Origin of the sequence: Providencia sp. PROV261 (genome assembly GCF_028477945.1) — a bacterium.
Lineage (GTDB): Bacteria > Pseudomonadota > Gammaproteobacteria > Enterobacterales > Enterobacteriaceae > Providencia > Providencia stuartii.
The window spans coordinates 146,134-158,906 of sequence record NZ_JAMPMC010000003.1; the positions used below are offsets into that span (position 1 = coordinate 146,134).

General features: G+C 40.4%; 14 protein-coding genes and 1 pseudogene. 5 read left to right on the plus strand and 10 right to left on the minus strand.

Annotated elements, in window-relative coordinates:
- The first annotated feature begins 35 nt into the window (after positions 1-35).
- Positions 36-278, plus strand: a complete 243-nt coding sequence (locus PR675_RS01105) for a glycine zipper domain-containing protein (protein ID WP_014657814.1) — start codon at positions 36-38, stop codon at positions 276-278.
- 54 nt (positions 279-332) lie between these two features.
- On the opposite strand, the gene PR675_RS01110 is transcribed toward PR675_RS01105, so the two are convergent.
- Both PR675_RS01110 and PR675_RS01115 read right to left on the minus strand, forming a co-directional pair.
- Positions 333-968 (minus strand): CatB-related O-acetyltransferase, encoded by a 636-nt coding sequence (locus PR675_RS01110; RefSeq protein ID WP_036943574.1) that lies wholly within the window; start codon positions 966-968, stop codon positions 333-335.
- A gap of 120 nt (positions 969-1,088) precedes the next feature.
- Entirely contained in the window at positions 1,089-2,279 is a 1,191-nt protein-coding gene (locus PR675_RS01115) for a multidrug effflux MFS transporter (RefSeq protein WP_014657812.1), read from the minus strand.
- Positions 2,280-2,982: 703 nt separating this feature from the next.
- Here PR675_RS01115 and PR675_RS01120 point away from each other — a divergent pair.
- Positions 2,983-3,267, plus strand: a complete 285-nt coding sequence (locus tag PR675_RS01120; RefSeq protein ID WP_004917993.1) for an Imm53 family immunity protein — start codon at positions 2,983-2,985, stop codon at positions 3,265-3,267.
- Between the two features lie 136 nt (positions 3,268-3,403).
- Here PR675_RS01120 and gndA read toward each other — a convergent pair whose 3' ends face one another.
- Positions 3,404-4,810 carry an NADP-dependent phosphogluconate dehydrogenase gene (gene gndA, locus PR675_RS01125; protein WP_014657811.1) on the minus strand — a complete coding sequence of 469 codons (1,407 nt, stop codon included), beginning with the start codon at positions 4,808-4,810 and terminating at the stop codon, positions 3,404-3,406.
- Between the two features lie 244 nt (positions 4,811-5,054).
- Between gndA and PR675_RS01130 the strand changes: the two genes are divergently transcribed.
- Positions 5,055-6,629, plus strand: coding sequence for a TerC family protein (locus tag PR675_RS01130; RefSeq protein WP_004917989.1), 1,575 nt, complete (start codon positions 5,055-5,057; stop codon positions 6,627-6,629).
- A gap of 173 nt (positions 6,630-6,802) precedes the next feature.
- Entirely contained in the window at positions 6,803-7,348 is a 546-nt protein-coding gene (locus PR675_RS01135) for a hypothetical protein (protein ID WP_060560685.1), read from the plus strand.
- Between the two features lie 76 nt (positions 7,349-7,424).
- On the opposite strand, the gene asmA is transcribed toward PR675_RS01135, so the two are convergent.
- From asmA to PR675_RS01170, 7 genes are all read right to left on the minus strand, one after another.
- Positions 7,425-9,272, minus strand: a complete 1,848-nt coding sequence (gene asmA, locus PR675_RS01140) for an outer membrane assembly protein AsmA (protein WP_004917985.1) — start codon at positions 9,270-9,272, stop codon at positions 7,425-7,427.
- 123 nt (positions 9,273-9,395) lie between these two features.
- Entirely contained in the window at positions 9,396-9,977 is a 582-nt protein-coding gene (gene dcd, locus PR675_RS01145; RefSeq protein ID WP_014657808.1) for a dCTP deaminase, read from the minus strand.
- A gap of 51 nt (positions 9,978-10,028) precedes the next feature.
- Positions 10,029-10,673, minus strand: coding sequence for a uridine kinase (gene udk, locus PR675_RS01150; protein ID WP_004917981.1), 645 nt, complete (start codon positions 10,671-10,673; stop codon positions 10,029-10,031).
- A gap of 399 nt (positions 10,674-11,072) precedes the next feature.
- On the minus strand, positions 11,073-11,228 hold the full coding sequence (locus PR675_RS01155) for a hypothetical protein (RefSeq protein ID WP_004917979.1): 156 nt from the start codon (positions 11,226-11,228) through the stop codon (positions 11,073-11,075).
- A gap of 326 nt (positions 11,229-11,554) precedes the next feature.
- Entirely contained in the window at positions 11,555-12,088 is a 534-nt protein-coding gene (gene dcd / locus PR675_RS01160) for a dCTP deaminase (RefSeq protein WP_060560684.1), read from the minus strand.
- 65 nt (positions 12,089-12,153) lie between these two features.
- Positions 12,154-12,282, minus strand: a complete 129-nt coding sequence (locus tag PR675_RS01165) for a hypothetical protein (RefSeq protein WP_272582652.1) — start codon at positions 12,280-12,282, stop codon at positions 12,154-12,156.
- A gap of 54 nt (positions 12,283-12,336) precedes the next feature.
- Positions 12,337-12,534 (minus strand): uridine kinase, encoded by a 198-nt coding sequence (locus PR675_RS01170; RefSeq protein ID WP_239686437.1) that lies wholly within the window; start codon positions 12,532-12,534, stop codon positions 12,337-12,339.
- Between the two features lie 60 nt (positions 12,535-12,594).
- On the opposite strand from PR675_RS01170, the pseudogene PR675_RS01175 reads away from it, so the two are divergent.
- Positions 12,595-12,768 (plus strand): annotated as a pseudogene (locus PR675_RS01175) (IS3 family transposase); the annotation flags it as partial.
- Positions 12,769-12,773 lie beyond the last annotated feature (5 nt).

Genomic DNA, 12,773 nt, shown 5'->3' on the forward strand with positions numbered 1-12,773 from the left:
AGTAATAACTGTTGTTCAGTATAAAGGAGAATATCATGAGTTTATTCGACAAAGCAGAAAACAGAGCAAGAGAAGCCGCTGGCACGGCGCAGCAAGCCTATGGTGAAGTCACCGACTCTACAGAACATCAAATTAAAGGTGCCGTTAAAAAATGTGCGGCTCAAGGCTGTGATACCTTAAATTCCGCTGTGGATAGCGTAAAAAGCCATCCACTTGCCGCAGCCACTATCGCTGCCGGAGTCGGCTTTATATTTGGTTACTTAGCCAGCAAGAAGTAAATTTATATTATGCGATAAAGGGAATGACATATCATCATTCCCTATCGGTCATTGTTATGATTTGTTTTGATATTCCAACAATGCCGCTTTTAATGCGGCCAAATCAGAATGACATAAATGAGGTTTTAACGCATTGAATTGCTCTTCAGGCCAATCATAAATTCTCAATGCGAGCAGCTCACTAATAATTTCAGGCGAAAAACGGTATCCAATCTGTTTCGCTGGATTGCCCCCAACAATGCTATATGGCGCCACATTTTTTACCACAACACTATTGGCGGCAATAACAGCGCCTTCACCGATATGAACGCCGGGCATGATGAATGCTCGCATACCAATCCATGCGCCATCACCAATTATCGTATCTCCCTTCCCTACATAGGCTTCATTAATATGCTCAATAAAAGGATACAGGCAAAACCAGTCCATTCGATGAGTGTGATTTCCTCCCATCAAAATCACGGCTTCACTGCCGATACAGACATAATCGCCAATATAGAGTTGATCGACTTGCCAAGGAAGTTGCCAGTCACGACTCCCTTCATCTCCTTGTAGGTAACGAACAACGGAGGCTTCAAAGCCATTATCCCAACAGTCACTGTAATAACTGTGACGCCCTTTAATATGGATATTGGGGTTTTGGACAACTTCGTGTAATAGTTGATATTTTGACCAATGCTTTTGATTCATGGTAACAATCCTCGTCGTAAAATTATTATTACCATAGAACGCTGTCTATGGTGATGTATTCGCGCTCAAAAACACATCACCTTTAGCAACCCTTGGCTGTTTTAATAAGGGATTTATCATTTATGCTGCCTCATTCTGTGCGGCTAATTTTAAGCTGACATTCCTTGCCACCAGCGCAATGATACAGCCTAACAACATTAAAATAGCTAGCGCCCACTTTGCTGGTAAGAAGGCATTAATCGCCAATAAACTTAACCCCGCACCAACCGCCATTTGAATAAACCCGACCAGTGCAGAGGCTGTTCCAGCCTCTTTTTCAAAAGGTTCTAACGCGTAACTGGTTGCGGTTCCCATCATAAAAGCGAGTCCTGTACAGGCACAAGCAACAGGTAACATATAGACTAACCAATGGTTTTGTAACGCATAGGGCAGTAACATTAAGCCTAATACGAGGCCTAAACACCCGATCCCCATAAATAAGCTACCTGCTTTTAAGCAATTAGGGCGACCAATTTTCGGGATATAGTGGTTAGCAATATAGCTAGCAAACATGATCCAAAAACCATTTGCCCCAAACACAAGCGAAAATTCTAGCGGGGTTAGCTTTGAATCCCCCATTAACACGCTCGGTGCAAAGGAGACATAAGTCAGTACCATTCCCATACTACCCGCATTAACCAATGCAAAAATCATAAAATACTTATTACGCAAAATGTGCAGATAATGGTTAAGTTGCAGTTTTTTCACATGTTGCAAACTTGCAGGGCGAGTTTCAGGTAAAAAAGCTATCACCAATACTAAGAGCAGTAATGCATAGAGGGCAAGGAACCAAAAAGGTGCGCGCCATCCCCAATATTCTGCCAAAAAGCCACCTAATAGCGGAGCAAGCGCTGGCACAATGTTTAATGTGCCATTCAGGAAGCCAAATGCACGCGCCGCTTCTGTACCATTTAAACGGTCTCGCACCCCACTAAAAGCAACTACACCTGTGCAGCAGACCGCGACGCCTTGCAGCACTCGCGCAGCAATAAAGATCTCCACCGCAGTGGATAATGCTGCAACTGTCGACCCGATGATATAAATTAAGATCCCTATGATGGCGATAGGTTTACGTCCATATCGATCAATTAAAGGCCCTGAGACCAACTGCCCTATACCAAAAATTAAAATAAACAGCGCGATTGTTGATTGTATCAGTGACTCTGGGGAGCCAAGGGCAATCGCAATAGCAGGGATTGTCGGTAAATATAGGTCAATCGCCAGTGGGCTAAGTAGTACGAGTAACAGTAACAGGACAAGGAACTTTCGCATAAATAGAATTCTTAGTGAACAATCATCAAATGATCAATCTAGGCTTTGCAGTGAAGCTTTCTCAGCCTAATAATAAAAATGAACTGATAATTCTATCAGTAGAATCAATCAAAGCGATACCCGATTTTCTTGTCCGAATATCTTTCAGCATAAAAAACTCACCGTTAAGTAAATTTAACGCTTGAATGCAGAGTACAGATGCTCTGTTAGGCAGCTTATGATCCTCTAACTATCACTAAGTAAACGAGTATTTTAGACTAAGCGAATGAACAGCGTCGTATCAGTCACTCCCCGCAACGTAATAGCCAATTGATGAATACCAGTTCATTTTTTATAGTGTTATTAGTTATGGTTTGTTATTCAAAACTCTTCTCTTGCGGATCCATCAGGTAAATAATCGCTATGTATTATTCCTAGTCGAAGCCTATTTTCTCACCCTATCGTAGAGTAAGCTCACTTCAATAAAAATAGTATTATCATCAATTCAATAAGGCGATATTCTCGAGTAATGGCAATCCATGAAGTCACACCATAATTTGCATAAGCCTTCTATTCCCCTTACGCTGTCTCTTGCGAGTTCTTGTCTAATTTGTTTTAGCTGACAACCCCAGTTGATTTACCTACATTTATGACATTATCAACTTTGAGTTTTGACGAGTATTAGCATAATAAGAGAGCGAACTGAGAAATAAATACTTAAAAAATGAATAATAATCTAATTACTCAATTACAAAATTGGTATAAATCTCAATGCGATGGAATTTGGGAGCATGAATATGGATTAGACATCAGTACGTTAGACAATCCAGGCTGGCGAGTTCATATTAATGGTGAGAGTGGAAAAAATAAATCAAACCTTATTGTTAATAATAGCAATGATGATTGGTTAAATATCATTACAACTGATAAAGAATTTAAAGGCTATGGAAGCCCACAAAATTTAAATATCATCTTAGATTACGCTATTAAATGGCTTAATGGGTCATAACAGTATATCTCCTTCAGCCTAGCATAATGTTTTTAATATTCATGACTTCCCCTGCCTAATAGGGGGAGTTGTATGCATAAAAAAAGGGGCTGGTTCACCAGCACCCTTCACTTATGTAACTCATTGTTTTAATGAATTACTCCATCCATTCGGTATGAAATACGCCTTCTTTATCAGTACGTTTATAAGTATGAGCACCGAAATAATCGCGCTGTGCCTGAATTAAGTTAGCAGGCAATACCGCTGAACGATAGCTATCATAATAAGAAATTGCGGCTGAGAATGTGGGTGTTGGAATACCGTTTTGTACACCATAACAAACCACATCACGTAACGCTTGCTGATATTCATCTGCGATTTGCTTAAAGTATGGCGCTAATAACAAGTTCGCAATCTGTGCGTTTTCATTGTAGGCATCTGTAATCTTTTGCAAGAACTGAGCACGAATAATACAACCAGCACGGAAAATCTTCGCGATTTCACCGTAGTTAAGATCCCAGTTATATTCGTCAGAAGCCGCTTTTAATTGCTGGAAGCCTTGAGCATAAGAGACGATTTTACCTAGGTATAACGCGCGGCGTACTTTTTCGATAAACTGTTTTTTATCACCTTCAACCGCTTTTAATGCCGGACCAGTTAACACTTTAGAAGCAGCAACACGTTGATCTTTTAGGAAAGAGATATAACGTGCGAATACCGATTCAGTGATAAGTGTTACTGGAATACCTAAATCTAAAGAGCTTTGGCTAGTCCACTTACCTGTGCCCTTGTTTGCCGCTTCATCCAAAATAACATCAACAAGATATTTGCCATCTTCATCTTTTTTCTTAAAGATATCAGCGGTGATTTCAATCAGATAGCTACTTAGTTCACCTTGGTTCCAATCTGCAAAAATCTCTGCAAGCGCTTCATTGCTTAGGTTTAAAGCACCTTTTAATAATGAATAGGCCTCAGCGATAAGTTGCATATCACCATATTCAATACCATTGTGAACCATTTTAACATAATGACCAGCACCATCTGGGCCAATATAAGTCACGCAAGGCTCACCTTCTGCTTTAGCGGCGATTTCTTTTAGAATTGGTGCAACCAGTTCATAAGCCTCTTTTTGTCCACCCGGCATGATCGATGGGCCTTTTAGTGCACCCTCTTCACCACCAGAAACCCCTGTACCGATAAAGTTAAAGCCTTGCTCTGATAGCTCACGATTACGACGGATTGTGTCTTTATATAGCGTATTGCCACCATCAATCAGGATATCGCCTTTGTCCAAATGCGGAGTCAATGCAGCAATCGTTTTATCTGTCGCTTCACCTGCTTTCACCATTAGCAGGATACGGCGTGGTTTTTCCAGAGAGTCGACAAACTCTTCAATAGTGTAGCTGGGAACTAATTTTTTCCCTGGATTTTCAGCAATAACTTCATCCGTTTTATCTTTAGAACGGTTGAAAATAGAGACGGAATAACCACGGCTTTCAATATTTAGCGCAAGGTTGCGCCCCATGACAGCCATACCGACAACGCCAATCTGTTGCTTTGACATGAAAAACTCCTGTCTGATTAGGACCTAAGCCAGCATTTTACTTGCTGGCAATTCTGTTAACAGGATCACATGTTAACTCAGGTTTGTTCTGGTGGGTAGTTATTGATGCAATCGATGACGCAAACGGAATATTATTTGTAGATTATCGTCTCATTAACGTGAATTTTTATTGAAATTTGAGTAAACAAACCGCATTATTCACCAGTCGGCATATGCCGTCATATCAGAAGGTAAAACAAACTGTATGGAATGGATCGCAGATCCTTCGATTTGGGCGGGGCTTGCCACCCTTATCGTTCTAGAAATCGTTCTTGGTATTGATAACCTCGTCTTTATTGCCATTTTGGCAGATAAGCTTCCGCAAAAATTGCGTGATAGGGCTCGTGTAACGGGTCTGATGCTAGCACTAGTGATGCGAGTCATTCTGCTATTTAGCTTGTCTTGGCTAATCACGCTCACCAAGCCTTTAATTACACTATTCGATCATCCATTTAGTGCCAGAGATCTGATCATGTTGGTCGGCGGTCTCTTTTTGCTATTTAAGGCAACAATGGAGCTTAATGAACGGCTAGAAGGTGGGGATGAACACGCGCATACCCAGCGGAAAACATCGAATTTCTGGGCTGTTGTGGCACAAATCATCGTCCTTGATGCAGTTTTCTCACTCGATTCGGTAATTACCGCCGTTGGGATGGTTGACCATATTGGTGTTATGGTTGCTGCTGTGACGATTGCCATGATGTTGATGATATGGGCAAGTAAGCCACTAACTGGTTTTGTTAACAACCACCCTACTATCGTTATCCTGTGTCTCAGTTTCTTGTTGATGATAGGCTTTAGCTTGGTTGCTGAAGGCTTCGGTTACTCGATACCGAAAGGCTATCTATATGCTGCGATTGGTTTCTCCATCATGATTGAAGTCTTAAATCAGTTCGCACAATTTAACCGTCGCAAATTCCTAAAAGGTAGTCGCCCATTACGTGAGCGCACAGCAGAAGCGGTGCTACGTATTCTAAGCGGTAACCATGAACGTGCGGAATTGGATGCTCATACATCGGACTTGATAGCGGATAACCAATCTGTTTTTGATCCACAAGAGCGTCAAATGATTGCCCGAGTTTTGGGAATGGCGGAACGTAATGTCGAAAGTATCATGACATCACGCCATGATGTGGAATATTTAGATATCAATAAATCAGCCAGTGAATTACTACAATTGCTGGAAAAAAATCCGCATTCACGCTTTGTAGTGATTGATGAGAACATCAGTGATGAGCCTGTTGGTGTTATCCATGTGCTTGATTTAGTTAAACAGCAGCTCAGTGGTCAACCTCTTGATTTACGTGCTCTTATTACTCAACCTCTGATCTTCCCTGAAGGCCTTTCGCTGCTAAAAGCGCTAGAGCAGTTCCGTAAAGCTCAAACACACTTTGCCTTTGTCGTCGATGAGTTTGGTACTGTTGAGGGTGTCGTCACCTTAACCGATGTAATGGAAACCATTGCTGGTAACTTACCAGATGGGGAAGAAGAAAATGATTCGCGTCATGACATCCAAAAGTTGGAGGATGGTCACTGGATTGCCAATGGTTTTATGCCATTAGAAGACCTGATCTTATTTGTTCCAATGGAATTGGATGAAAAACGTGAATACGAAACCATTGCAGGCCTATTGATGGAACATCTTCAACGTGTTCCTGAAGAAGGTGAACAAATTGAGGTGAACGGTTGTATTTTCCAACCGCTTGAGGTCAAGAACCACCGTATTAGCAAGGTGCTGATTATTCCACCTAAACAGCCTGAAGAAGATGAAGAAGAGTAATTAAGCTTCATTTAGAACCATACCGGCCAGTGAGCCGGTATTTTTTTACATAAATATTTAAAGTTGCTTTATCCGATGTCTTAAAACACAAAAATGGTAGCGTTTTTTAAAAGAATTAATTATTGAGTTGTTCAATAATTTAGGCAACTTAATAATGTTATTCGAGGTTAGAGATGAAAGTATCTAGTCAAAGCATCCATAATGTTCAATCGCAACAAAATATTCAATCGCCCCCAATTAAAGCGAATAATTCTTCTATTGCCAGCTCTACATCAAATGTTAGTAATACATCAAACCAACAACCTAAAATTGTCACAGCAGAGAAAACTGTACATGTAAAAGATGTTAAACAACTTAATACGAAAATTAAAAATAGTATTAAAAAAATTGTGAGCCAGCTAAAAACCGCTCAAAGCGGCGATGTTTTTAGTCGAAATGGTGTCAATATGAAAGATATTTCAACAACATTGTCTTCATTAAAAAATGAGATTAAATCTTACCAAACTAAATTAGATAGTTCTTCTTACAAACATCATACAAGTAAGAAAGAAACAATAACCAAGCTGAATAATTTAGTAAAAAGCACTGAAGGTAAAATTCATCTGGCGGAAAATAAATTCCAATTTGAACGCCGACAAAACAATACTATTGGATTAGATAGCCAAGAAAAAATTAATGAAAGAATAACCCAAGAAGCTAGCAGATCAAAGTATGAATAATAATGTAACTTATTGATAGTCAATAATAGATAAAGAAGAGCTCCCGCTTATAGCCGGAGTTCTTCTGATTTATAAACTATAATGCGTTCAACAAATCACTTAGCCCTTTTTGTTCTTCCTTCTTCAAAAAGTTACCTAATGCCTCTTTTGCTTGTGTCTTTAATTCGTTACGTAGCAATTTTTCGACATTCAATTGATATTGCAGATTGCTCCATCCACCATAAATACGCAGTGGAATAGTCATCGCTTGTAACTGCTGAATAAAGCGAGAATCACCGCCCCAACCTTTAGTGATTTGTACGCCCAAATTCACATCTAGGGTTTCGGCTGGTACATTTGCCCAACCTTGTCCGGTAATCGAGATGAGTGGAGACGTTGCATTCATTGAGGCAATATTGACGGTTCCTTTATTTAAACGACCATTAACGGTGAACAATTCAACTTCCGTATAATTTCCCGTATTGACCGGCGCATTAATTTTATTAGTCACCCGTGAAATAGATTGTTGGATCAATAACGGAATATTTAAGCCCGCTAAGCGTGCATTTTGTAAACTGAAACTCACAGGACCTTGCCATAAATGTTTCACGGCATAATCATCATAACCAGGCCCCGATAAATCCGCATTGATAGTCACAATACCGCTCAATTTTTCGGGCATATTAAATGCCTTTAATAACGGCGTTAAATTAATATTTTGGATATTAGGCTTCGCCATGACTTGCGCGGGGATCGCAGCATAATTAATGGTCACAGGCAGTGAGAATAGTCCCCCAAACGCCTTCCCTTCTAACTGAGAAATGACTAATTGAGGCGCTTGATTTTGTGCTGCAAGTTTTACTGCGCTTACCTCCATTCCACGATAAATCAAATTATCGATATTGAGATCAATATTGGCAGTAAAGGATTTTAAATTCGATAAATCATATTTTTGGGTTTCTTTCCCAGAAATAACAGGTTTAACCCCCACTCGAGCAGGATTATCGGACTCATTCGCATTATGGGAGCCTGCATTTGTATGCGGTGTACCCAGTAATTTATCTAAATTTAAGCGATGAGAAGATAACTGAACACGAACATCAGGGATATTGCCTAATTGTGCTGCGATTTTACCGGTTAATTCACTTTCATTCGCCTTAATGACAATGTTATTTAAACTGGCTGTCGCAACATTCTCTTTAATGTAAGCAAAATCACTGGTGAATTGACCCGTTATGCCACCTTCAGGCAAATCAACACCTGTAAAGGTGTAATCAAATTGAGTTAATTGCCCACTAATTTGATGTGAAAGCTGGGAGAGATCAAGCTCTGCTCGCGCATCAAAGCGCAGCTCCTGCTGGTTTTTATTTAAATTACCGCTGAATTTAGCCGTAATTTTTCGCTCATCATTTTTCTTTAAGGAAAGGTTGATATTGCGTAAGTTGTACTCATCATTCTGAGTTTTCCAGATCACTAAACTATTTGATACTTCAACTTTTTCAATATCCAATAGCCATTGGCTCTTCTCCGTAGAGCTTGGTGTTTGCTTGTTACCTGCTGGCGCAATCGGTGAGTTAGCATCAGTTTGAGCTTCGCTTTCTGGTGTATGACGAATGACTGCACCGTCTAAAACAATTTGTTCAACAGATAAACGATGAGAAAGCAAAGGCCACAATTCTACGTCAAGGCGCATATTTTCAGCGCTCAAGACAGGTTGGCTTGCATTAGGTGCGGTGACCGAAACAGGTCCTGTAATAATGCTAAGGGTCGGCCAAACATGCCAACGCATATCGCCTTTAAAATCGAGCTGATAGCCGCTCTTTTTCTCGACTTGCTCCACAAGATACTGTCTAAAGTCGTTTGGATTCACTAACATGACCAACGCTGTTAGCCCAACTACAATCACGACTAGCAAGATGACCAGTGTCGTCAGAAATCGTTTCATTCTTCCCTCACTCAAGTTATGTCTGCTACGCCACACAAAAGGCTCACACTACACCTATCCCTGCACAATATGCGGAATTACCTCAAATTAAACATAAAGATAATTCCGCAATACTTCTCGTTATCAATCTTCACTGATACGACTACCGACCGCCCCTTGCTGATTTTTATATTTTGCATCTTGTCGGCTATTATAAGGACGATCTGCGCTGCCAGATAATGGCTCAAAACTTAAAGCGCCAATCACCATACCAGGGCGCAGGGCCAATGGGAGTTTACCTGAATTATAAAACTCTAACACAATTTGCCCACACCAACCGGGGTCGATTCGATGAGCAGTAACATGCACCATTAACCCCAATCGTGCTAACGATGAACGCCCATCTAACCACCCCACTAGGTTATCAGGCAGGGTAACAGACTCGAGAGTGACTGCAAGTGCTAATTCCCCTGGATGGAGGAAAAAAGGCTCATTGTCTTTGAGAATTATTTCATCACTCATGACACGGTCAAGCGCCGCATTAACTTCATCTTTCGGGCCACTTAGGTCAATAAAGGCTGCGGTATGCCCACGGAAAACGCGGAATTGGTTTCCTAGGCGCACATCCGCCGTTGCTCCATTGATCCGTTCAATAGGTGGACGTGGGCTAATGACTAATTTTCCCTCATCCATCCATTGAATAATATCGCGGTCACAAAGACGCATGATGGTATCCCCCCTTTCATTATTTTCCATCGCCAGACTGTCTAATGCTGTTTAGTCTTGGCAAAATTCGCCGATTTTCGCTTTTAAGATATCAATGGCAACGCGGTTTTTACCGCCACGAGGCACAATAATATCGGCATACTGTTTTGACGGTTCAATAAACTGTAAAAACATCGGACGAACGGTTCTATTATATTGTTCAATCACAGAATCCAGCGTTCTGCCTCTCTCATTTACATCACGTTTTATCCGTCGCATCAAGCAAATATCAAGCGGAGTATCGACAAAGATCGAAAAATCCATCTCTTCACGTAAACGTTTATCTGTTAGTAGCAAGATCCCTTCGATAATAATAACTTTTTTAGGTTTGAAGTGAATGCTGGTTTCTTTGCGTGTGTGAGCGACATAGTCGTATTGAGGAATTTCTACTGATTTACCGCTTTTGAGCGCTTTGAGGTGTTGATACAGCAAGCTGTGATCCATGGAATTTGGGTGGTCATAATTGACTTTTAACCGCTCTTCCATTGGTATATCTCTTTGATCTTTATAGTAGCAGTCTTCTGGTATAACACCGATATTATGATCACCAACCTTTTCCCGTAACTCTCGATATAACGTACTCGCGATAAGGCTTTTTCCGGATGCAGAAGCTCCTGATATACCAACAATGGTACAGTGATGCGCTATGTCAGTCATAAAATGATAACCTGGTTAAATAAATCTGAAATGAAATGCATGACTTCATATTGATGAAGTTATGGTTGCCGGAATTATAGGAGTTAATGGCGTGAGGTTCCAGCTTCACAAAGCAAACTCGCTAAAAAAACACTAAATAATAAGAAGAAATATCCATAAAAGGGGAATTCAATTGCGGTTAGATCCCTGTTATCGGCATGCCGTTATTTATCAACCTACAGCAGGCACAATTAAAACGTTTTACGCCCTTCTCCCTCTAAGATAGTTATTATCCGTTATTTTTCGCTCATCGTTTTTAAGGGAAGGTTGATGTTACGTAATATTATACTCATCATTCTGAGTTTTCCTGAGCGCTAAACTATTTGATGCTTCAACTTTTTCAATACCATTGACTCTTCTCTATAGAGTTTGGTGTTTGTTACCCATTGGCGCAATCAGTGGGTTAACATCCATTTGAGTTTCACTTTCTGGCGTATGATGAACGACGGCATCGTTTAAAAACAATTTGTTCAATGGATAAACGATAGAGATAAACGATAAGAAAGCAAAGGCCATAATTCTACGTCAAGACGCATATTTCAGCGTTCAAGACAGGTTGGCTTGCATTAAGAGCGGTGTTCGAAGCAAGTCCTGTCATCATACTAGGGGTCGACCAGACATGCCAACGCTGTTGGCCTAACTATAATCACGACTAGCAAGATGACCAGTTCCGTCAGAAATCATTTCATTTTTTATCTGCTACGCACCACAAAAACTCACACAATACTAATTTCTGCACAATAGGCGGAATTACCTCAAATTAACATAAAGATAATTCCGCAATACTTTTCTTATCAATCTTCACTGATACGATGACCTACCATTCCTTGATGATTTTAATATTACACATCTTGTCGGCTATTATAAGGGCGGTCTGCACTACCAGATAATGGCTCAAAACTTAAAGTGCCAAACACCGTCGAAGAACGTAGGATCAATGGAAGTCTCCCTGCATTATAAAACTCTAGCTCAACGTACCCACTCCAACCGGGGTCAAGTCGTTGAGGATTAATATGCACCATTAACCCCAATCGTGATAATGATGAACGCGCTTCTATCCACCCCACCAGATTATCAGGCAGGGTAATAGACTCGAGAGTGATTGCAAGTGCTAATTGTCCAGGATAGAGGTAAAAAGGCTCATAGGCTTTGAGATGTATTATATCACTCATGACTCCTCTAATTCCCCTACTAAGAACATCATCCGGCTCACTCAGGTCAATAGTAGTTGAAGTATATCCATGGAAAATGAAATATTCGCATGATAGGTGCACATCCACAGTTGCTCCATTGATCTGTTCAATAGATGGACGTGGGTTAATCACTAATTTTCCTTCATCCATCAATTGAATAATATCGCGGTCACAAAGACGCATAATTGTATCCCCCTTTCATTATTTTCCATGCCAAAACAGTCTAACGCTGTTTAGTCTTGCAAAATTTACCGATTTTCGCTTTTAACGCGGTTTTTACCATCACGAAGCTCGGTAATATCGGCATACTGTTTTGGCGGTTCAATAAACTGCAAAAACATCAGGTGAAACGGCTCTATTGCATCATTCAATCGCACAATAAAAACATATTCCTTTTTATTATAGTACGTTTATCCGTTTTATCCCTTTTATCAAACAAGTACCGACAAGATCGAAAAATCTCTCTCTTCATATAAACGTTTATCTGTCAGTAGCAAGACCCCTTCGATACCAACTTTGTTAGGTTTGAAGTAAATGCTGGTTTCTTTGTATGTATAAGCGACATAGTCGTATTGAAGAATTTCTACTGATTTACCGCTTTTGGATGCTTTGAGGTATTGATGCCGCAAGCTGTGATCCATGAAATTTGCGTGGTTATAATTGACTTTTAACCGCTCTTCCAATTGGTCTATCTCGTTAATCTTTATGTTCGAAGGCTAATAGCTCAATTGGGTCTCATCGTTACTCAACGTATCGTTTATAAAATGGCTACCAAACGCAAACACAGTGATGCCGTGGCGGATAATTTGCTGAATCAAAATTTTAATCTTGTAGCCCCTAATGAAGTCTGGGCAGGTAATTTACCTTA